The sequence below is a fragment of the Candidatus Aquarickettsia rohweri genome (assembly GCF_003953955.1).
Lineage (GTDB): Bacteria > Pseudomonadota > Alphaproteobacteria > Rickettsiales > Midichloriaceae > Aquirickettsia > Aquirickettsia rohweri.
On the sequence record NZ_RXFM01000008.1, the window covers coordinates 1 to 21,630 of the forward strand.

Genomic DNA, 21,630 nt, shown 5'->3' on the forward strand with positions numbered 1-21,630 from the left:
CTTTTAGATGGAAGACTGCGTATTGATAATAATGATTCGGAGCGTAGTATAAAACCATTTGCAGTTGGCAGAAAAAATTGGATGTTCTGTGCAACAACTAAGGGTGCTAAAGCTAGTGCAAATATTTATAGTATTATTGAAACTTGCAAAGTAAATAAGATTAATCCTTATGATTATTTAAAATATTTGCTGAATCATATTCATGATTATTCTGATCCAAAAGAGTTAGTAAATTTACTTCCATATAATATTGATAAAAAAATATCATCAAATTAAATTTTTTTTAGAATTATCAAAAAACTTAAGAAACCCAAAGAAAGGCGGATAATACTTGTCAAGATGGGGATATTTTAGCGTTTACTGCTTTATAAAAAAAGTATTTGATATTATATAAAATAAATGTATGATTCGCGTAAAGTATTTTTTTATGTGTGAAAGTTATGGCTGAATTAAATCAATCAATTAGATCAAATGAACATAAAGTTGCAGTTGATGTGTTAAGTAATATTGTATCAAGTGCTACAGAATATGCAGATACAATTGCTAAAGAACAAAGTGAAAAAAACCTTGTATCCAAGGTTAAAGAAGGAAAAAAAGTAAGTAAAGCTGATGTAGAAAAATTATTACCTGTTAATGGTGGTTTAGGTGGTTGGGGAGCAAAAGAGGGGAACTTAGATTTGCTAGAAGTTCTTTTCTTAGAATCAATATTTTCTAATAACAAAATTAATGCAGAAAATGTAAAAACTATTGCTGATGTTATTAAGAGTAATGATACTGCAAAAAAATCAATTGAAGGATATTTATTAGAATATTTTTTAGTTCCACTGGAGGCAGTTTGGGCAGCAGATCAATATCAGAATGATAGCTTTGATGGACTATCTGATGCTGCAAAAAAAGTTTTTAATATTATTTATAAAGACTTTTTATCTACTCCAGAAGCAATTGCTGCAATAGATTTTACATTAAATAATCTTCAACAAAAAGAGATTGAAAAAGATGCGTTTAATTTGATTATAACAAGATGTATTGAATTTGATGTAAGTGCTAAAAACATTAAGATATTAATTGAAAAAGGCATGCCTTTAATTGAATCTGATAAGGCTCTTTTATCAGATTTACATTCTCAATTGGGAATTGGCTATTATAGAAAATATCAAAACAAATTTGAAACAGAGCATAACAATGCTAATGATACCGGTGATATAGTTGTTGAATATGATACAATAGATAGAAAGGCCCAAGAAGAATATAATATAATCAAGGAATTAGTTGAGCAGATTGAAACAAATGGTAAAGCTTTGAGTTTGGATTTTGAGGCTATGGATGGGTATATTAGCCAACTAATTGAAGGGTTTAAAAAATATCTTGATGCTGAAAGTAGTAAAGCAGAAGGAGAACCTGGTGAAACTCCAACTCCAACAGGATCTGGTGAAACTCCAACTCCAACTCCAACAGAACCTGCTGAAACTGCACCAGAAACACCAGAAACAACAACAACACCAGAAACAACAACAACACCAGAAACACCACCACCACAACCAACCCCTACAAAAACAACAGAGTCGATTAATGTAGATGATGTAAAAACAGTTCTTAAAGGGATTTATAAAGGAGCTGGAGGTAGTGATGTTTTGTCTATCTTTATCGATAGTAATTTGGTCAAAGATGATGTTCAGCGAAAGGTTCAAGATCTTAATGATAGCGGTGATTATGATAAGCAAGATTTAGTTAAGAATGCTTTACTTATTTGTTCGTAATATGGTTCAGGCATAACTTATTGTTTGAAAGATGCATATGGAGAATATAATGGTAGTTCTGATAAAGAAGTTACAATTCAAAGTCAAGCAGATAAAATAGTGGAAAGAATAAACATGCAAGCATGTTTTTACAAAAATAATGAGGATGGGACGATTCAAGCATATAATATTGCTAACATTGAAGGTGAAGATAATCCAGTTTGGATTCGAGATTATAGAGAAGATGATAGCAAAATACTAAAGAAGTGTCATGAAATAACTAGTAGTGATCCATCATTAGAATTATTTACAGAATTTAATTAACAAAATAAAATATAGGATAGGAAAATGAGTACACAAAGCACGATTTTAGGCAGAGATAACGCAGATAAACAAGCAGCTAGTATAGTTGATAGCCAAGTATTAGTACCACAATCGTCAGGAATGGGTGGTAGTGATGCTTCACGTTTAGCATTTAGCCTCAAGCTAGATAGTATTGAGGGGCTATCAAAAAATAAGGCAAAGAATATAATAAAAATTATAAAAAAAGATGTATGTCTAAATGAAGTTATTGCTTCTGGTATAATTCCAGTTACTCAAAAAGAAATTGAAGAAGTGTTTATACAGTTGGTGAGGCCTTTGGTTATTAGTCCTGCTAGTCTTGCTAAAGTAGTAGTTGATGCTAGTATTATGAAAGAAATAAAGCGGGATGAGGTTTACCAAAAAATTTTAATGCAGATGATTGCAGATATAAAAAAAGAGACTGCATCAGGAGATTCAGAAACTGCTGAAAAATTATTCGTATTATTGCAAGGAGATACTCATTCAAGTGCAGTAAAAGTTAATTACTTTTTAGAGAACATCCCAGCCAAAGTATTAGTAGAATATTTTTTAAGTTATGAAGAAAAAATCCACGATAGAATTATTGAGAGATTTATATTATATGATAAATTTACAACAAAGGTATCTGAATATATAAAAAAATTAAATGTTGAACAATTCATAGAGTTATGCAAAAAAACTCATAATAAAGAAATTATAAAATATTATGATGGCTTATATGAGGGTAAGCCAAGTATAGATCAACTTGTGTTAGATCATTCCGAAATTACAGCGAAAAATAATGGTGATTTAAGTAAGGTATTTAAACTAACCTTAAATCATTTAAAAGATGGTTCTGATGAATTTAATAGCTATATGGTAACTAAAGGAATTCAATTTAGAAATTACATTGATGGTTACTTTTCTAACTTTAGTGTAAATTTTAGAGGAGATGGAAAAAAAGATGTCATAAGTGATTTAATGTATCTTCTTCGTGTTATAAATGGAAATTTGGTTGATCATTTGCTTTATAAAGAGTTAGGTGGGCAGGAAAAAAACAAGGCTGAAGTAAAAAAAGTCAATGATGTTTTTGAGCAGGTTTTTGACGCAAGCAATTATGATAGAAATTTAAAGAGAGATTTGGAAGAATTAATAAAAGAACTAAACGATGACTTAATTGAATTAGCAAATAATCATTTTAGAGTTCAATTTAATTCTATATTAAGTGATCATTTTACAAGGAAAAAACTAGTTGGTTTAAATTTACTAAAATTTGTAATAAAAGATTATGTAGAAAAAGGTAATGCTAAATTATTAAAATTTTTATTTGAAAATAATCATAATTTAGGTACTGATGATGAAATAGGAGAAGAATTACAAAAGTTAATACAAAAAAGTCATATAAGTTCTTATGATGAAGCATTAAAAATATTTTCAGAAAGTGCTATTGTTGCATCATTGTCAGCAAATGACGAATATAAAAAGAGTTTTGAAAGACCGATTAAAGTAATGATATATAATGAAGATTACGCTACATTAGGAAAAATATTAAAGCATTTAAAGCTTCTTTTATCTCAGGAACATATAAATCAAATAACCGAAGCTACAAAGAAAAAAGAAACTATAGATGATTATTATAATAATCAGGTTGCTAGAACAGATTATAGTGGTGCTATTGAATATCAATTGGTTAAAGAAGAAGATTTTGAATGTAAAAAATTAGAGGAGTACTTAACTACTTCTGATAATGTACTCAAGCAAGAATTTAATGATTTAGAAGAAAGAAATGATAAGTTGAATAGCGCCCTAAAAGAATGTGAAAAAGGATTATCTGAAGTTAGAACAGAGTTAGAAGTTCGCAAAGAAATTAAATCTGAAAGTGCTACTACAATATATGTGCAATCTGATGATAAGTCTTATGTTTTTTTTGATCCAATATTTACAATTGGTGGTAGCGTAAGCTTTACTTTATTTGCAACTGCTGCACTTGTAAGCAAACATATGAGTGGTGTAGATGCATCTCTTCAGAGAAGTCAGGGATTTAAAGAGGTACAATTAATAGTTGGAAAATTATATATGGTATCATTTGTAGCTACTGGTGTGAGTGTTGTTGCTGGACTCGCAAAATATTTATTTTTTTCTACTACTAATGATAAAATATCAAAAGCTGGTGATATCATAAAGGCGGGTGCTAAAGAAGAAGATAAAAAAAGCAGTGATGAAGCTACACCATCATCACCACCAACACAATTGCCAAATCCCGAAGCTATGTGTGAGCAAGAGAGTGGAGATAAAAGTATGTGTAAAAATCCTGGTATATTTGAAGGTGGTGAATCTGCGTCACCTACTGATTCAGGTGATACACCTGCTGAATTGCAACAAGGTGAACAACCACATGTTGATGGTGAAAATTAAAAATAAATTTAACAACGAGGGGTAAAATAATATGTTAAATAAACAAAACGTAATTATATCAGGCTTAGCTAGTATAATGCTAACTTGTAGTTTTAATTATATTGCTATTGCTGGGCTAGGTAATATTGATATGAAAAAAATTAATAAAAATTCCAATATATCTATTAATAAGCCTACACATTTAGTAGATTCAGCATATAAAGGAATTGCAGTTCGTAACCATGTTACTATTTTAAAAAACATTGATGCACTAAAAGGTCATCTGAATAATATTATAAGTAGTAAAAGTTTTACACCTAGCGAACTTAAAGATAATCCTCAATTAGCTAAAAAACTTCAAATAATTAGAGAACTAAATGCAGCTTTAAAGATTAAAGAAAATGATCTAGATATATTAAACACTTTTAATCCTTATAAAGCAAGATTAGCAAGATTATATAAAGATCATAATCATAGATTGGTTAAGGTAAATGATCAAATTGAAAAGCAAAATCAAGATCATCAAGCAGAAGTAGAAGCTCATAAACTGGAGCAGACTAGAAAATTGAAAGAACTTGATGATGAAATTGCTGGCTTAGATGGTAAATTTACTACTATAGACCAAAAAATTAAAGCTAAAGAGCTTACATTAGATGCTGATGTAAGTAATTATTTTAATGTGCAGGTCCAGCCTCAGTTGGTCAAAACAATAAATTTTGATCGATTAACGATTGGATCTTTAGCTTCAACTATTAGCTTTAGGTAAGTTAATTTATATAACTAATAATCAAATATAGTAAACTATATTTGATTATTAGCTCATTTATATATAGCATAGACCTATAGTAACAAGTGTACATTATGATAAATAGAGTAATTATAAAGTTAGGTGCAGTTGCACTTTTTTGCTATAGCATTTTGTCAATTTGTGTTATTTCAAATGCTCATTCGAAATTAGACATTAATAATTTTACTAAATATATTTCTAGCCAAAGTAAAAGGATTTACTTTAATGGTAATACAGTTTATTCAGATAAAGAACTATTATCAATTATTAAGCCTGCTTTAGATGGATATAGTGATTTATCTAATGAGAAATTACATAAAGAAATTGTAGAATTAATACGTAATAAATATCATCAGGATGGTTATGTTATTTCAGATGTTCATGAAAGTTCAGCTTTTAATAAGGTAATTAAATCTTTGTCTATTAATATAATTGAAGGAAGATTAAATGATATAGTCATAGAAGAAAGTTTATTAAAGATAAAATATGTAAGAGGATATATAAATTCCCTACTTGAACTTAAGCCATTTAATATTAATAAAGCAATGAAGTATTTTTTGCTTATTAAGCAATTGTTAGGAGAGAGGGTAGATTTTAAAATTAAACTTTTAGATCAGGATAATAGACTTTATAGAAGAGATATTAATAAAAACGCTGATTTAGTATGTAATACTTATTATAAATATGAAGGAGTATTTTCTGTTCATAATTATCAAACTCCAAACGATCATAAAGAAAACTATTTTGATAATACATTAATGACAAGAAGTGAGTCTTTTACTATGGGTGATTTGAGTTTTAGGGTTGCTAATCCTTTTAATACAGCTGCAACTTCTCAGGTTTTAGTTGCAACATCAGGTGATAGTAAGGAGAATAGAATATTTTTATTGAATAAATATCAAATTAATTCTTATGGTACAAAATTTATAACTAGTGTTGGATATGATAAATTAAGCTATAAAATTATAAAAGAGACTAAAAATATTCAAATTGGTATAGAGCAGCCTATTCAATTTGGACGAAAAACAGAAATGTTTCTTTTTTCCAATTTAATGTTAAATCATTTTAAATTTAATAAAAAATCAGATGATGAATTGATATATAAAAAGGAAAAAAATAAAAAGATTAATACAACTAAATTATATTTTGGTGCTAAAATTAAAAACGTAAGTTCACTCAAAGCTCAGCAAGATTATAATTTTATTTATCATATAGGAAGGGTTAGAAAACAAGAGTATGATCTTGGACAAAAACCAGATTTTACAGAGAAAGATTTTAGTAAATTTACTTTAAATGCTGATTTCACTTATAAATTAACAGAAAAATTAAAATTAAATTTTGAAATTGATGGTCAATATGCAAATAATAATATTCCAAGAACAGAAGACTATTCTCAAACTAATACAACTGGCGGAAAAGGAATGTTGCATCTAGATGTTTCTGCTCCCAAAGCTTTAACAGCTACTATACAACTTTCTCATTATTCAAGTTTTATACATCCTTTATTTATAGGTTTAAATAAATACGTCTATTACGAAAATAGTATAGCTAGTATTAGAGATTCTCAGAATAGCACGAAATTAAAATCTGCAAAACTTAGCTCTGTTGGCTTGGGTGGAGATTTATATTTAGTAGATAATTTAGTATTTAATGTAGAATTAAATCATAGGATTGGCGATAAAAATTATGATAAGGAATTAAAGAAATTAAGATTATTTGCCGGATTAAATTATTTCTTTTTATTTTAAAAGAATTGTTTACTTAAAAATTATTACTTGTTAGGTTTTTCCTTAAAATTTTTTGCTATTAAATTATGCTAGTAAATTACCTAAATTTACTAATTAATATAATATACCCACCAAAGTGCATTGTTTGTAAGAGTGACTGCATGGATGCTAATATTTTGTGTTCTGAGTGTTTTATAAAAATATCATTTATTACCAGGCCATACTGTAAAAAATGTGGGAATTCATTGAAAAAAATGTTTGGTGGATGCTCTGAATTAAATTGTATTTATGATAAACACACATATTCTCAAGTGATATCAGTATTTGAATATAATGATTTTAGTAAAAAAATAATAACTAGTTTTAAATTTAATGATAACTTTAGATTATTAAAGTTATTTAAGAGTTGGTTAAGCTATATCATATCAAATGTAGATTATAGTGATATAACTTATATTATACCTGTGCCATTGCATAAGACAAAATTAAAAATACGTGGATTCAACCAGTCCTTGATTTTAGCAAAAATAGCTTCAAGGATCTTAGGTATTAATTATAAAAATAATATTCTAGTTAAAATTAAAAACACAGAAAATCAAAGTGATTTAAATAAAAGCTTAAGAGAAAAGAATCTAAAAGAAGCTTTTTCAGTAAATTTAAAATATAAAAAATTAATTGAGGATAAAAAGGTGTTATTAATAGATGATATAATTACTACTGGAAGTACTGCAAATGAATGTTCAAAAACATTATTGAATAACGGTGCAAAAGAAGTTAGAGTGATTTCACTTGCTAAAAGATGAATTTTATTTTACTTTTTACATAAATGGCAGAGGATTTGTTTTATGATTGTGGCAATATTTTTTTTATTAATCCTATCTCTTTTATTAGGTTATTTTGGCAGAAAATATTTTGGCTTAACTTGTTTTTATATTTGTTTTTTTATGTCAATACTTTGGTTTCTTCACCATGCAACTGACAAATTAAATCTATCATTTTAGTAAATAAATAAGTGTATAAAATGGAAAATCAAAGAGGATTATTTATAGATTTTGTTATACTAAGTATAGCATTAGGAGCTAATATTATTGCCTTATTTTATCAATTTTACTTTAATGAATTGCCTTGTCCACTATGCTTATTGCAGAGGGTAGGGTTGTTCTTTATAGCTTTTGGAGCTTTAATGAACTTGAGATTAGGAAAGCAATTTAAATATGATTTTATAATAATAATCTCCAGTTTATATAGTTTAACAGTAGCTATGAGGCAAGTGTTTCTACATATAATACCTGGTGATTCTGGTTATGGATCAAAGTTTCTAAGTCTGCATTTTTATACCTGGAATGATATTATTTCTTTTTTATTTATAATTTTGATATCTATTTCACCAATGTTCAAAAATATAAATTTAGAGAGTTTGTTATCAAAGATGTTATTGTCGATTAAAAAAATAACTAATTTATTCTTTGTTTTGTTTTTAACTCTTTTGGTTTTTAATATTATTTTAGTATATTTAGAGTGTGGATTTAACCAATGTCCTGACAACCCTGTGAATTATAAATATTGAGTATTACTTATGCTACATAACATAAATTTAAAGAAGTTTACAAAACATGTATTTATTTTAGTACTATTAACTTTTAATGCTTATGGAGGAGCAATGGAAAATAAAAATATATCGATTGATAAAGATAAAATTATAGAAGTAAGTATAGGGAATAAGGTGTATAAACCTACTTTAAACCAGGAAAAAGGAATTTTAAGGGTATTGAAGATACCTGAAGATGAAAAAATTTTAAGGATGAAATCTGTTGAAATTGGCGAATCAGAATTGCCTTTAGTTGCTGATTTTATGAAAAAATACCTTTTGCCTACAATGTATGAATCTGGAGGTATAGGTATAGCAGCAATACAAGTTGGTGTGCCAATAAGGGCATTTATTGTAGATATAGCAAAGACAAAAATTATAAATAAAGATGACTCAGATAAGCTTGATGTAAGATTATTCTTAAGAGGAAAATTAGAAAAAGGAGAATCTGTTATTATGAATGAAACTTATGTTGAATATGCTGATAATAAATTTATTCAAAAAAATAAAATAACAAGAAAGGTGCCAAAAATAAAAGAGGAAAATGGGAAAAAGCAATTAATTGGGATTGAGGAAGAGGTGATTAAAGATAATAATGCCTCTCCAGATTTGATAATTGAGCGTAAACCATATTTCTTCTTAAATCCTAAAATTAAGCTTAATCATAATAATGAAGTAATTTTACCAGAAGGGTGTTTATCTGTTCCAATGGAATCAATATTTAAAGAATATAATGGTAATAGCAATGTTAAGAGACCTGAAGATATTGAATTAGAATATATAAATGAAAATTTGAAAAAACAAATAATGAAAATAGATGGATCAAAGGATGATTATTGGAAATGGTTCTCTAGATGTGCTCAACACGAAAATGATCACCTTGATGGTGTCTTATTTGTAGATAGGCTTGAAAAAGTTATTAATGATAAATGAGTAAGATATCGTTTGATAAAGATAAGATTATAGAAGTAAGTATAGGGAATAAGGTATATAAACCTACATTAAATCAGGAAAAAGGAACTTTAAAGGTATTGAAGATACCTGAAGATGAAAAAATTTTAAGGATGAAATCTATTGAAATTGGTGATTCAGAGTTGCCTTTAGTTGTTGAATTTATGGAAAAACATCTGTTGTCTACGATGTATGGGTTTAGTGGTGTTGGAGTTGGTGCAATGCAGGTTGGTGCACCAATAAGAGCGTTCATTGTAGATATACCAAAATCTAAGATAACCAGTGCAAATGAATTTATTGATTTTGGCGATTCATCATATCTAACATCTAGGCTAGAGAATGGTGATAGTGTTATTATAGAAGAAGTTTATTTTGTTTCCATAAATAATAAATTAGTTCAAAAATCTAAAATTATAAAAAAGTTTCCAAGGATTAAAGAAGTTAATGGGAAAAAGCAATTAATTGGGATTGAAGAAGAGGTAATTAATGATAATAATGCTTCTCCAGATTTGATAATTGAGCGTAAACCATATTTCTTCTTAAACCCTAAGATTAAAATGGATTTAACCAGTAAAATTATATTATCAGAAGGTACTCCATCAGTACCTATGGAAATAATTGATAAAAAATATAATGGAAGTACAAATGTTAAGAGACCTTGTAATATTGAATTAGAGTACTTGAACGAGAAATTAGAGAGAAAAGTAATGAAAATTCAAGGAGATAGACATGATTATTGGAAATGGTTCTCAAGGTGTGCTCAACATGAATATGATTATTTAGAAGGTATTTTATTTATAGATAGGATTAAAAGTTAATAATTAGTAATTATTATAGCTTCTGTGTAATAGATTTAAATGTCTTTTCTAATTCTTTATCATCGTTCGTAGTAAGTAACATTTTGCTTGCTAATTTTTGTGACATTGGTATTGCTCCTAAAAAATCTATATTTTTATCATTGCAATAGTCTTGTAAGTTGCTTTTGCCAAAAATATACTCTTTATTTTGATTTATAGGATTGGATAAGTACGACATATTTTCTATTATTCCCATAATTTTGATTTTTAATTTATTATACATATCAACTGCTTTGAAAGCATCAATTAGTGCAAGCTTTTGTGGCGTTGTCACTATAACTGCACCATCAATTACATAATTTTCTGCAATGCTTAAATGTATATCACCTGTACCTGGTGGTGTATCAACAATAAGGTAATCTAAATTGCCCCAATTTGTAAGTTTAAATAGCTGATGAATTGCTTTTGTAAGCATTGGCCCTCTCCATACTAGCGCAGAGCTTTCTGGAACCAAAAAGCCCATAGACATCAACTTTATATTTTGTTCTTCATGAGGCTGTATTAAGCCCTCTTTTATCTCAGGCTTTTGATTGATATTGAATATCCTAGGGATTGATGGTCCATAAACATCTGAATCTAGTAAGCCAACTTTATATCCTGATTCTGCTAAACTAATTGCTATGTTTGATGCAATAGTCGATTTGCCAACACCTCCTTTGCCTGAAGATACTAAAATTATTTTATTTATTTTATCTAATTTGGATTTTTGTTTTGGAGTTGTTTTTGCAAACATAATTAATAAAATATAAATGTAGCATTATTTTAGAGATGATTCTTAAAAAATCTAGAATAAATTTTTAAATTAAACTAACATATCCAAATTATATTTAAATTTATTTTTATGAACACAGCTTTTATATATCCTGGTCAAGGTTCTCAATATGTTGGAATGGGTAAAGATCTTTATGATAATTTTCTTGAGGCGAAAGAAGTATTTGAAATTGTTAATGATGCATTAAATCAGAATTTAACTGATATAATTTTTAATGGGGATTCGGATGATTTAAAAACAACCAGCAATACTCAACCGGCAATCATGGCGAAATCAATAGCTGTTTTTAAGGTTTTAATATCTCTTTCAAATAAAAAAATTACAGAATTATGTTCCATATCAGCGGGACATTCTTTAGGTGAATATAGTGCTTTATGTGCTACAGAAAGTATACATATAAAAAATACAGCTAAAATATTAAGAGCTAGGGGTAATGCTATGCAAAAAGCAGTGCCAATAGGTAAAGGAGCTATGTATGCTTTAATTGGTGGAGATGAAGTTGCAGCTCAAGAAATCTGCAAAATTCTTTCTGGAAATGGTGTTTGTGAAATTGCAAATGACAATGGAGGGGGGCAAATTATACTTAGTGGAGATAAAGATGCATTTAAAGATATAAATGAGGTGGTAAAAAACTTTAAAATAAGGAAGGCAATACCACTTCCTGTAAGTGCTCCATTTCACTCAAGTTTAATGAAAGAGGCCACTGAGGTAATGTCTCAAGAATTAGCAAAATATAATTTTGAAATTCCTAAAATTGATGTTATTGCAAATTATTCTGCAAATGTATATCAATCTAAAGAAGAAATAAAAGACCTATTGGTAAAGCAAATAGAAGGCAAGGTGAGATGGCGTGAGACAATTGCTAAGATGTATAACGAATTTTCAATAAGAAAATTTGTTGAAGTAGGACCTGGTAATGTGTTAACTAACCTTATTAAAAGGGAATATAAAGATGTTGAGGTTTATAGTTTGCAAACAGCAAAGGACATAGAAAATTTTTTAAAATAGGAGGTGATTATGTTTGATTTAACTAATAAAATTGCTTTAGTTACAGGTGCTACTGGGGGTATAGGACGCTCTATAGTAAAAGATTTTATTACTTCTGGAGCAAAAGTTGTGGCTGTTGGGCGAAACCAAGAAAAATTAAAAGAGCTAAGTAATGAATTTGGAGATAAGGTGTCTACATTGATTTGTGATTTTAATGATAAATCACATGTAATTTCATTATTTGAAAATGCTGAAAAAGAATATGGAAATATCGATATTTTAATTTGTAATGCTGGAATTACTAAGGATAATTTAGCACTTAGGCTAAAAGATGAAGATTGGGATGATGTTATAGAAATGAACCTTAATTCAACGTTTAAGCTTAATAGATCTGCAATAAAATCTATGATGAAACGAAGGTATGGTAGAATAATTAATATATCATCAGTTATTGGGCTTAGTGGTAATGCTGGTCAGGCAAATTATGCAGCAAGTAAAGCAGGTATTATAGCGATGTCTAAGTCGCTTGCAAAAGAAGTGGCAGCGAGAGGTATTACAATTAATTGTGTAGCACCTGGTTATATTGATACACCTATGACTCAAGTATTAAATGATGATATAAAAAATTCTATTATTTCACATATTCCAGCTAAAAGAATTGGAGTTCCCAAAGATGTGTCTAGTGCAGTGATATTTCTTGCATCTAATGAGAGTTCATACATTAACGGGCACACTCTAAGTGTAAATGGTGGAATGTTGATGTCCTAATGCTGAAAGGCGTATATAAAAAGTATATTTTAGAAAAAGGATATGAGGAGGATAAAAATCAATTAAAATTAATTGATTTACTAACTCAATTTAGTTTGCAAATTGAAAAGCCAAAAACATTAATAGATAAATTGTTTAGTAAGAATTCTTCCTTAAAGAGGGGAATATATTTATGGGGTAAGGTTGGTAGAGGTAAGATATTGGTCTTAAATTTATTTTTTGAAAATTTACAAGTGAAAAATAAGTTAAAGCAACATTTTCATGAATTTATATTAGATTGTCATGAAAAAATAAATAATCTTAATCAACAAAAAAATATTGATAACAAAGTATCTGAAATTGCCAAAGAAATTTCTAAAAAATTTTGTATTTTATACCTTGATGAGTTTCAGGTAAATAATATTGTTGATGCTATGCTATTATCTAGGCTTTTTACTGAATTAATAAATAATGGCATGTTTATTTTCCTTACTTCTAATTCTTGTCCTCAAGATATATATAAAAATGGTCTTAAGAGAGAGTATATATTTCCATTTATTGACTTGCTTTTGGATAAGATACATATTTTTAATCTAGATTCACCACAAGATTATAGAAAAGATAAATTAAAGGAATTTAAATTGTTTTTATATCCACATCAAGCAGATAAATTTAATAAACTTGTTAGTAATTTTCTTGATGGTGAAGTTTTTAAAAAAACTAGAATAAAAGTTTCAAATAATAGATATTTAAGCATTAATAAATGTGTTGATAAAGTAGTGAAATTTACTTTTAGTGAAATTTGTGAGGCAAATCTAGGTACGACGGATTATATAGCATTATGTAATCATTTTTCAGTGTTAGTAATTGAAAATATACCTCAGCTAAAATTTGAAAATCATAATGAAGCATTAAGGTTTATTGCTTTAATAGATTGCATGTATAATGAAAAGTTATTAGGGATATTTTCTTCTGAAGTGAAATTGGATAAATTGTATATTGGAGATATTAATAAAAAAGAGTTTGGTAGGACAATTTCACGTATATACGAAATGCAATCAAAAGCATATATTGAGAATTCGAAAATTTTTCAAAACAATTAGAAATAATATCTAAATACACTTTACTTATAGTTGTAAAATAGTTACCATATATTTATGTGAAATAAATTTTGGGAGTGACTATGACAGAAAGATATATTTATAGCATGATAATGGATGATATTCCTTTGTTATCATCACAAAATGTTTTAATGCAACTAAATAATAAAGCATATACATATTCAGGAATGGAAGTACATAGCGGAAATTTTTTGAAAGATGTATGGCACTCTAGTTTAGATTTTTTTAAAAATGTTGTGAATAGTTTAAAGAGTCCAGTAAAGATTGCTGCAGCTACCTTAACTATTGGATATGAAGGGTTTAAATTGCTTAATGCGAAATTTGCAAGTAAAAGTGCCGTAATTTACAGTGGAAATGAATTATTAAAGGGATATTGTATTGATGAAATTAAAAGTATTTTTGCTATTGCTTCATCATCATATACTTTAAAAGCAAATTTAGGTGATAAAGAAGAAAAAGAATGTTATATAGATAGGTTTGAAAAAGATGAATTTAGTGAGATTGATGCTGGATATAATTATGATGATCAAGTAGAATATTTTGCTTTTTAGTAAAAAATATGAGTGTAGGTAATAAAAATAAAATATTATTAAAATCCATCATCATGAGAATATTATAATTATGGTAGAGGTTGTCCAAGTTGGTTGGACCACCTCAATATTAAGGTTTTATGAATTTGTAAGATAGTATTGTCTTTCTTGGCTATTTCTTATGTTAAAATCAAATTATTTTTATTGAGAGCCTTTGTAGGCCACTTAAATATGAATGTGTATATTTACAAGAATTTGATTCTGTTATTGGTATTAAAATCGGAAAAAATTTGTAGTTTAAAATAATTACACTAAATATTATTATAAAGAAATTAACTGTCTCTTCATATTTTTACCTACCTATAACCACGCCAGTTCTGCTTCTTCTTTCCATTTCACGTTCTGTATAACATCCAAATACTTTTTGATTACTATGGTTTGGAAGTTTACTAAATTCACGTTTTTCACTTTTGGTTAATTTACCTATGAAGTCTTTTAAAGGTTTTAGAGTTGGTAAATCTACTTCATTAGTAATACGTTCTACTTCATCTTTATCTGGTCTTTGAGATATTTTAAATTTATTAGTGTCATCTTTAAAATCTGCCCGACTAGTTCCAACTATATGAGATTCAATTTGATTAAATATCTTGTTTAAATTTTCTTGATTAATATCCTCTATAAATTTTACTAATTTATCAACTTTTTCTCTATCAATACTTAAATCTTTAGCCATTTCTTCCAAATTAATAATAGCTTTATCTGAGTAGAGCTCAATCAATTTTACAATTTCAGTACAGAGCTTATTGATCCTATCGATCACACTATAAATTTTGGTATCTGCTTTTGTAGCATTTGCTTGATGCACAACTTCTTGCATTTTACTAGCTAATTCTGGAGGGGCGTTTAAATAAAAATCTTCTTTATCTAAAATAAATTCATAAATATTTATTTTATGTTGTTCTTGTCTAGAATTAGGGTCTTTTGATGCATTTTGTAATACCTTAACAAGTGTATCTGTTTTTAATCCCATAATAAGCTTATATATTGAACTATCTTTGCCATATTTATATTCTTTAGTATCAAATTTATTATATCTGTCAGTTAAGGTGGATTTAGTTCTTTCAACAATTTTTGAAAAATATTCATAATTTTTAGATGTTTTATCACATCTTTGAGCAATGTCATTTTTCATTTCTTGAAGTTCAAAAAGTTGCTCTAATATAGTTTCTCTTGATGCAAAAACAGTATCCTCAATTTCAAGTTTTTTAAATTTATCCCTTATTATATCACCTTGAGTTTTAAAATAATCACTTCTTATCTCTGGTTCAATTTTTTTTATTGCATTCTGCAGATCTACTATAGCAAGTCTTGATTTTATATGATCTTCTACTAATTGATGCGCTTTATTAAATTGCTCTTTATAAGGATGTTCTATGTTTTTTTCAATAGCTGTATATAATTCGTTTTTGGCACCTAAATTTTGATATGATTCATCTTTTAAAAACAATATTGCAAGGTCTGATGAATATTTATTAATATTTATTACTGTACCACTATTAACATCAATATATTTAGGTATACACGTTGATATTTTATATAGCACATCAGAAAAATCAGAAAGTTCTTTTAATTGATTTGTAAAAATTTCTTTAATAGCATCTCCAATGTTTACTGAAACACCATCTATTTCATTTACAGTATCTTTATGTTTTTTCTGTAATTCCTTTAGCTCTTCCAATTTATTTTTTCTAGCAATTAAATGTGAATTTTGAAAAATATCAAAATAAAGATTTTTACTTTCTAGTTCCAGAAATTTGTCTTCTAGCTTCGGATTTTTCTCAATATTGATGTCACTAAGGTGAGCTTTTAGTTTTTTCAAATTTTCATGACATTTATCACCAAGTTTCATTGTTTCAAATCCATCGAAGTGATTCAATAATTCTTCTAAACTTGGTGTATCTTTTTGTTCCAATAGCTCATCAGTAAACTTTGAAATAATTTCTTCAGGAACCTCTTTTTCAGGAAAGGTTTCTTTCCAAAAATCAATTATATGTTCATTAATAATTTCGCGATTAATTATTGAGTTTACCAACTTTATAGATTGTTTAGTTTTCTCAGTTAGCATGCTATATTCTATTAAATTAAAGATATGATGTCTATCTTTTAGGAGATTATGATTTTTAAGTAGATTTTTCATTTTTACTCTATACTCCTCTATTGCTGCTTCATCTTGTGATACATTTGGAATAATAGCAATTAATTGAGAAGCATCTCTTATAAAATTAGCTTTACTATTATCATCTATAGTTTGTAGTCTATCTTCAAAAGGTTCTAGAAAATTATTTTTTAAGTAGCTAAGAGTTACGGGAAAGACGATATCTGGATTATCTAGTGCTTTATTGTGTATTTCTGATAATTTTTCTAATTTTAAGCCATTATGTGTTGAAGAATTTGCACTAAATAAGTTCTGAAGATTATTTAAAAAGCTATGAACTTTATTTGGGGAATTAAAGCACTCATTATTTAATTGTAATAAATTAGCTATAGATTTTTGATATGTCTTTTCAGCATCTTTTGCATCAATTACAATTGCAGAAATAGATGATTTCATATTTCTAAGGAAATCAATTTTAAAACGCTCTTGTTTTGCTTCAGGTATCTCCAGATCTTTAATAATTTTATCTACTCCAAGAGATAATTGGTTGTAAATATTACTTGAAATGCTTTGTATGTATAACGCTTCACTTTCTGCTATTAAATTTTGTCTTTTTGGTTTAGGTAAGATACATGCAAGTTCTTCAAAAAATTCCGACCTAAATTTATTATCAGAAAATAAATCTTGATTATCATTAAGTGTTTTACTCAGCTTTTTTAAATAAAGTTCAAGTAGGTTTCTTTCCTCTTTTGTTCCTGATTCAATTTGCTGCATTTTGTCAATAATTTGTAGCAAATTTTTTTGATTAAGAATATTAGATAATTTTTCAGGATTATAATATGTTGCAAGTTTAACTCTATTGCTTAGAGATTTAGTATTAACTAATTGGTTAATTTTCTGTAAAGAATTTTGACTATTTGTGCTCAGGTTTTTTGAAAATATTTCTCCTTCATTTATAACAGATTTTGTGTCAATATCTATAGACTTAGCGAATATAGGCATTTTGCACCTCCATATATAAATTTAGAACATAATAAAACTTAATTAATTATTTTAAAATTGTAGAGATCATATATATTTTTTTATATTTTGCAAGTAAATTTTATAAAATAATAAAATTTTATATACAGCTGAAATTAATGATTTGTAATTAAAGGCATATTAATTCAATAAATGTGTAATTGGTAATAAAGTAAATCTCTATTGATTTAGAAGGGTTGAAAATTTAATGAAATAGTGTATATTAGCAGCTATAAAAGGGTGGTTATGGCTTATATAAAATAGCTTAACTTGTGATTGCCTATAAGAGTATTTGCTATCAATTATGTCGCAACTTAAATTTCCATTAAATATCCATAATCTTTCTGAAGTGGAAATTAATAAAAGTATATCGTCTTTTGTTACAGAACGTCCTTTTACTTCAATAGCTGTGACATTTACAATTTTTCGATATTTCTTGCATTACTATAAACATGGTACTTTTAAGCAGTTTTTACCTATAAAATTTAAACAAGCAACCGAAGAAAATTTATATAATAAAATTGCTATATATTGGCAGGGTAATTATGGGGGTGATTGTATAAATAACGCTATAGAGTATTTTTCTAACCCTATTAATGGTAATTATAATGAGAATATTATTAAATATTTTGCAGATTCAATAATTAATGCTGCTAAAGAACCTGAAAATCATTATTTCATGCCCTATTACACAAAAAATATATTTATAACAGCATTTTCAATGGATGTATTTAAGTATATTTTACAATTTTTTGATTTGAAGCCAATTAGTTTCATAGTAAATATTTGTGATATCTCTTATCAATATTTACTACAGTTTGCTAATTATTCAAAGTTAGAACATTACAATCTATATACTGCAGTTAAGGTAAATCCATCTCAAATAGAAGATTCACACTATATAAAATTAGTTTTTATGGATTTTTACAAAAATTATGATAGTGAAAAAGAATTCTGTACTTATTTTAATAGTACTTATAATACAGTTAAACAGGTATATTATGCTAATAAATACAAAATTAAATTTCCAAATCAATGGATAAAAGAGCTTTTAGGAGATTTATTAAAAAAACCTGAAGCAAATATATGTATAAAAAAGCTTTTTCTAAGTGTTAACAAAGATTTATTATTAAATACTATAAATGAACCAGGAGAAGGTTTATTAAGAATAAAAACTGATATATGCAATATGTATAAGGAATTAATAAAGGGAACTCAAGATGAGGAAAAAGCCTTTTATATAGGCTCATACTTTGAAGACTGCCACGAGAAAAATAACTTAGAAACATTTGTGAGTTTTTATTATAATATTTTTAGAGAAAATATAGATTTGTTAATAGAATATCACCAGGAATTTATGACATGGTTTCATAGAAAATTATTAGAGGAATCAGTTAATAATAGTAATTCATTCTTATTAAACGGATTAATTTGCATTGCTATATTTGATATGGATACTAATATAGTATTTGATATTTTTTGGGAATATAAGCAAGCTAAGCTTTTGATGACTTCAATGCAAATTACTTTATCAAAACTACAAGGTTTTTTTACCTATATAGACGATATATACCCAGAGGAGCTGCTTGCAAACGATCATTCATACTTATCTAAGCAACTAGAATTAGTAAAAAAATCAAAAGAGGTATTTTTTACATCTATTGATATAATTTTGGAACACAAAGATATACTATTTAAATATGAACAAAAAGGTATGTATGAAGTTGTAAGTAGTTTATTGCACAGTGATAACAGTATTTTTATAGATTTTGCTCATAGATTATTAGATGATGTAGGAGGAGCTTTTTATAATGCATATAATAAATCTACATTTTTATCTGGATTAGTATCTATAGAAATTTTGGTTAGTTATGTTGCATGCCATAATATTTTTATGTTAAAATCTTATAATAAAAATCCTGAAAATCTTATAAAAGACTATGATTTTTGCATTGAAAGAATAGAAGTTGAATTGAAGGCTAGTAAAGAAAAGATGGCTGAAGCAAATATAAATTTAATGATTCAATATTTTTCTAATCAAACTATTAGGGAACAATTTTATTTCTTTTCAGTTACAAAGGTTTCTTTTTTAAACATGGCAAAAATATTAAGTGCGAACAGAGATTTATTTTTTACGTATGATAAAAAATGGTATAAAAAAGTTGTTAAATTTTTCAAAATTGGTTATCAAAAAGGCTTTTTAGAGTTTGACAAATTAACTGCTAACTATTTACTTGAATTTACTGATTGTGAAATGCTGGAATGGCAAAATGAATCTACATTATTAAATCATAATAATATTACAACAAGTAGTAGCAAGGATAGAATTGTAGCATCTGATGAGAACAGTTATATGAAGGAAAGCAAAAAAGATATGCTGCTTTCTCAATCAGAAATTCCATTAAATTTATAGCTCTATTAGCAACAGAGCTTGATATAGGACCTAAAATTTGGATGTCACAATTATGTCAGTTCTTCCACATAGCTTCTAATCAATAAACTTTTTAATCTTCACTTACTATATATCTTCTATCTAAAATACTCCTGATCTTAAGTTAATTTTTAACCACTCTACCAGTTTGCATGGCAGTGAGCTGATTGAGAATACCCTTCTTGAGCAAGTTCAGATCCCTCAACACCTTGTTGTTGCAAATTTTCTTCAGTGGGATTGGCATTACATGTAAATTTATCTGTCAAAACAAAATCATTGTTGGTTTTTAAAACCGCAATCATATATTCAGCATTAAAATTATCTGCACTCCATTTAATACAATCTTCTATTGATACAGTGCATTTACCATCACTTGAAGATGATCCAACTTTTTTGCAGCATAGACGTTCTTCTTCTAGCTTTTTATTATCAGTATCTGATAGTCTTTTTAAAAGTTTTTCAATATATGACTGTGGGCGGTTACTAAATGTTCCAAATTCCATAGTTTTTAAAGTTTTTAAAAACATAACAGGTGTTAATTTTCCTTTTTTTTCTAATATTTGGTAAAACCATTTAGCAATAATAGGATGCATGACATTATCAGCTAAAACCGCTCCACTTGTAAAATAAATTGTTGCCTTCTGGTTACCTTCTTCTTCCATAATTAAAGCATCTGCAGCAAGATCATATAGTTCTATGGTTTGACCACATTGTTGCTGCATATGTGCTGCTTGTGCAAGTATACAGGCAGCATCATAGGGATATCCAGCTAGACTAGCTGCTTGTACTGCTTGATCATATAGATTTATAGACCACTGTTCGTCTCCGTAGTCATTAGCTTCATTACTTGCTCGCATCAATAGGTATGTAGCCCTTGTGTACTCTGTAGCTAGACTAGCTGCATTTGCTTGCTGTTCAAATAGATTTGTATAGCTTAGGGGGCTTTCATCTTCAGTATTATGGTGCTCTTCGGCTAGACTAGCTGCATCTGTTGCTTGCTCCAATAGATACTTGGACTTTTTTTTATCTTCGTTACAAAAAGCTGCGATTCCTCCTAGCATGAACAGGTATGCAGCCCTTATGTACTCTGTAGCTAGACTAGCTGCATTTGCTGCTTGTCTAAATAGATATGATGCACCTTCAAGGTCTCCAGCACGAATAGCTGCACCTGCTGCCTGTTCAAATAATACATAATCCTGGAAATAATGACTTTGTTTCATAAATAATCCCCCTTTACCTATTTTTTACAATTCATTGTAATTTTAGTCTCTCGGTAAGCGCTAAAATAAGGGCATCTAGGCAAGAATAAAAATAAGTGGTAGAACAAAAGCCTAAAAAAATAGAGGCTAATGATGCTATTAGAAAAAAAGAAAAAAAGAATAAGTAATGAAAAATGGAAAGAGCTAGTAGAAGAATATAAAAAAAGTAATGTAAGTAAATATGAATTTTGTAAGCAAAAGAATGTGCCGAGAAGTACATTTTATAAATGGCACAGAATTCTTGTAG

The 21,630-nt window shown here is 27.7% G+C and carries 20 protein-coding genes and 1 pseudogene; 18 read left to right on the forward strand and 3 right to left on the reverse strand.

Annotation, left to right across the window (positions count from 1 at the left end; translation table 11 throughout):
- The 12 genes and pseudogenes from EIC27_RS07835 to EIC27_RS01020 form a co-directional block, all read left to right on the forward strand.
- Positions 1-276: transposase domain-containing protein (locus tag EIC27_RS07835; RefSeq protein ID WP_153183752.1), on the forward strand; the 276-nt coding region annotated here is incomplete at its 5' end.
- A gap of 164 nt (positions 277-440) precedes the next feature.
- A complete protein-coding gene (locus EIC27_RS00980; protein WP_126044297.1) occupies positions 441-1,757 on the forward strand; it encodes a hypothetical protein in 1,317 nt (438 codons plus the stop codon).
- A 24-nt stretch (positions 1,758-1,781) separates the two neighbouring features.
- A complete protein-coding gene (locus EIC27_RS00985; RefSeq protein ID WP_126044298.1) occupies positions 1,782-2,060 on the forward strand; it encodes a hypothetical protein in 279 nt (92 codons plus the stop codon).
- A gap of 24 nt (positions 2,061-2,084) precedes the next feature.
- Positions 2,085-4,472: a hypothetical protein gene (locus tag EIC27_RS00990; protein ID WP_126044299.1), complete on the forward strand. Its 2,388-nt coding sequence runs from the start codon at positions 2,085-2,087 to the stop codon at positions 4,470-4,472.
- A 31-nt stretch (positions 4,473-4,503) separates the two neighbouring features.
- Positions 4,504-5,217 (forward strand): hypothetical protein, encoded by a 714-nt coding sequence (locus tag EIC27_RS00995; protein WP_126044300.1) that lies wholly within the window; start codon positions 4,504-4,506, stop codon positions 5,215-5,217.
- 95 nt (positions 5,218-5,312) lie between these two features.
- Entirely contained in the window at positions 5,313-6,986 is a 1,674-nt protein-coding gene (locus EIC27_RS01000; protein ID WP_126044301.1) for a POTRA domain-containing protein, read from the forward strand.
- Positions 6,987-7,051: 65 nt separating this feature from the next.
- Positions 7,052-7,207 (forward strand): annotated as a pseudogene (locus EIC27_RS08040) (double zinc ribbon domain-containing protein); the annotation flags it as partial.
- A gap of 12 nt (positions 7,208-7,219) precedes the next feature.
- On the forward strand, positions 7,220-7,768 hold the full coding sequence (locus EIC27_RS01005; RefSeq protein WP_240627057.1) for a ComF family protein: 549 nt from the start codon (positions 7,220-7,222) through the stop codon (positions 7,766-7,768).
- 42 nt (positions 7,769-7,810) lie between these two features.
- On the forward strand, positions 7,811-7,966 hold the full coding sequence (locus EIC27_RS08045; protein WP_410519452.1) for a DUF5993 family protein: 156 nt from the start codon (positions 7,811-7,813) through the stop codon (positions 7,964-7,966).
- A gap of 20 nt (positions 7,967-7,986) precedes the next feature.
- A complete protein-coding gene (locus tag EIC27_RS01010) occupies positions 7,987-8,532 on the forward strand; it encodes a disulfide bond formation protein B (protein WP_126044303.1) in 546 nt (181 codons plus the stop codon).
- 9 nt (positions 8,533-8,541) lie between these two features.
- Positions 8,542-9,486 (forward strand): peptide deformylase, encoded by a 945-nt coding sequence (locus EIC27_RS07240; RefSeq protein WP_162298287.1) that lies wholly within the window; start codon positions 8,542-8,544, stop codon positions 9,484-9,486.
- Positions 9,483-10,322 (forward strand): peptide deformylase, encoded by an 840-nt coding sequence (locus EIC27_RS01020; RefSeq protein ID WP_126044304.1) that lies wholly within the window; start codon positions 9,483-9,485, stop codon positions 10,320-10,322. Before EIC27_RS07240 ends, EIC27_RS01020 begins: the two co-directional genes overlap by 4 nt.
- A 13-nt stretch (positions 10,323-10,335) precedes the next feature.
- On the opposite strand, the gene EIC27_RS01025 is transcribed toward EIC27_RS01020, so the two are convergent.
- The gene (locus tag EIC27_RS01025; RefSeq protein ID WP_126044305.1) at positions 10,336-11,094 is read right to left on the reverse strand and encodes an Mrp/NBP35 family ATP-binding protein; all 759 of its coding nucleotides are present in this window, start codon (positions 11,092-11,094) and stop codon (positions 10,336-10,338) included.
- A gap of 108 nt (positions 11,095-11,202) precedes the next feature.
- Here EIC27_RS01025 and fabD point away from each other — a divergent pair, with 108 nt between their 5' ends.
- From fabD to EIC27_RS01045, 4 genes are all read left to right on the forward strand, one after another.
- A complete protein-coding gene (gene fabD, locus EIC27_RS01030) occupies positions 11,203-12,141 on the forward strand; it encodes an ACP S-malonyltransferase (RefSeq protein WP_126044306.1) in 939 nt (312 codons plus the stop codon).
- 9 nt (positions 12,142-12,150) lie between these two features.
- Entirely contained in the window at positions 12,151-12,888 is a 738-nt protein-coding gene (gene fabG / locus EIC27_RS01035; RefSeq protein ID WP_126044307.1) for a 3-oxoacyl-[acyl-carrier-protein] reductase, read from the forward strand.
- Positions 12,888-13,970, forward strand: coding sequence for a cell division protein ZapE (zapE, locus tag EIC27_RS01040; RefSeq protein WP_126044308.1), 1,083 nt, complete (start codon positions 12,888-12,890; stop codon positions 13,968-13,970). The genes fabG and zapE overlap by 1 nt, the downstream gene beginning before the upstream one ends.
- Before the next feature lie 80 nt (positions 13,971-14,050).
- Positions 14,051-14,539, forward strand: coding sequence for a hypothetical protein (locus tag EIC27_RS01045; protein WP_126044309.1), 489 nt, complete (start codon positions 14,051-14,053; stop codon positions 14,537-14,539).
- Positions 14,540-14,870: 331 nt separating this feature from the next.
- Here the strand turns inward: EIC27_RS01045 and EIC27_RS01050 are convergent, their stop codons facing one another.
- Entirely contained in the window at positions 14,871-17,675 is a 2,805-nt protein-coding gene (locus EIC27_RS01050) for a hypothetical protein (protein WP_126044310.1), read from the reverse strand.
- Positions 17,676-17,997: 322 nt separating this feature from the next.
- Here EIC27_RS01050 and EIC27_RS01055 point away from each other — a divergent pair, with 322 nt between their 5' ends.
- Positions 17,998-20,106 carry a hypothetical protein gene (locus tag EIC27_RS01055; RefSeq protein WP_126044311.1) on the forward strand — a complete coding sequence of 703 codons (2,109 nt, stop codon included), beginning with the start codon at positions 17,998-18,000 and terminating at the stop codon, positions 20,104-20,106.
- A 158-nt stretch (positions 20,107-20,264) separates the two neighbouring features.
- Here EIC27_RS01055 and EIC27_RS01060 read toward each other — a convergent pair whose 3' ends face one another.
- The gene (locus EIC27_RS01060) at positions 20,265-21,344 is read right to left on the reverse strand and encodes a hypothetical protein (protein ID WP_126044312.1); all 1,080 of its coding nucleotides are present in this window, start codon (positions 21,342-21,344) and stop codon (positions 20,265-20,267) included.
- Positions 21,345-21,476: 132 nt separating this feature from the next.
- Here EIC27_RS01060 and tnpA point away from each other — a divergent pair.
- A partial coding sequence (tnpA, locus tag EIC27_RS08050) for an IS66 family insertion sequence element accessory protein TnpA (RefSeq protein WP_410519450.1) occupies positions 21,477-21,630 on the forward strand: 154 nt, incomplete at its 3' end.

What these genes read in the sequence shown, in the direction of transcription:
- EIC27_RS00980 (WP_126044297.1), top strand. Translation starts at nt 441, where the DNA reads ATGGCTGAATTAAATCAATCAATTAGATCAAATGAACATAAAGTTGCA.
- EIC27_RS00990 (WP_126044299.1), top strand. Translation starts at nt 2,085, where the DNA reads ATGAGTACACAAAGCACGATTTTAGGCAGAGATAACGCAGATAAACAA.
- EIC27_RS00995 (WP_126044300.1), top strand. Translation starts at nt 4,504, where the DNA reads ATGTTAAATAAACAAAACGTAATTATATCAGGCTTAGCTAGTATAATG.
- EIC27_RS01000 (WP_126044301.1), top strand. Translation starts at nt 5,313, where the DNA reads ATGATAAATAGAGTAATTATAAAGTTAGGTGCAGTTGCACTTTTTTGC.
- EIC27_RS01005 (WP_240627057.1), top strand. Translation starts at nt 7,220, where the DNA reads ATGTTTGGTGGATGCTCTGAATTAAATTGTATTTATGATAAACACACA.
- EIC27_RS08045 (WP_410519452.1), top strand. Translation starts at nt 7,811, where the DNA reads ATGATTGTGGCAATATTTTTTTTATTAATCCTATCTCTTTTATTAGGT.
- EIC27_RS01010 (WP_126044303.1), top strand. Translation starts at nt 7,987, where the DNA reads ATGGAAAATCAAAGAGGATTATTTATAGATTTTGTTATACTAAGTATA.
- EIC27_RS07240 (WP_162298287.1), top strand. Translation starts at nt 8,542, where the DNA reads ATGCTACATAACATAAATTTAAAGAAGTTTACAAAACATGTATTTATT.
- EIC27_RS01020 (WP_126044304.1), top strand. Translation starts at nt 9,483, where the DNA reads ATGAGTAAGATATCGTTTGATAAAGATAAGATTATAGAAGTAAGTATA.
- EIC27_RS01025 (WP_126044305.1), bottom strand. Translation starts at nt 11,094, where the DNA reads ATGTTTGCAAAAACAACTCCAAAACAAAAATCCAAATTAGATAAAATA.
- fabD (WP_126044306.1), top strand. Translation starts at nt 11,203, where the DNA reads ATGAACACAGCTTTTATATATCCTGGTCAAGGTTCTCAATATGTTGGA.
- fabG (WP_126044307.1), top strand. Translation starts at nt 12,151, where the DNA reads ATGTTTGATTTAACTAATAAAATTGCTTTAGTTACAGGTGCTACTGGG.
- zapE (WP_126044308.1), top strand. Translation starts at nt 12,888, where the DNA reads ATGCTGAAAGGCGTATATAAAAAGTATATTTTAGAAAAAGGATATGAG.
- EIC27_RS01045 (WP_126044309.1), top strand. Translation starts at nt 14,051, where the DNA reads ATGACAGAAAGATATATTTATAGCATGATAATGGATGATATTCCTTTG.
- EIC27_RS01050 (WP_126044310.1), bottom strand. Translation starts at nt 17,675, where the DNA reads ATGCCTATATTCGCTAAGTCTATAGATATTGACACAAAATCTGTTATA.
- EIC27_RS01055 (WP_126044311.1), top strand. Translation starts at nt 17,998, where the DNA reads ATGTCGCAACTTAAATTTCCATTAAATATCCATAATCTTTCTGAAGTG.
- EIC27_RS01060 (WP_126044312.1), bottom strand. Translation starts at nt 21,344, where the DNA reads ATGAAACAAAGTCATTATTTCCAGGATTATGTATTATTTGAACAGGCA.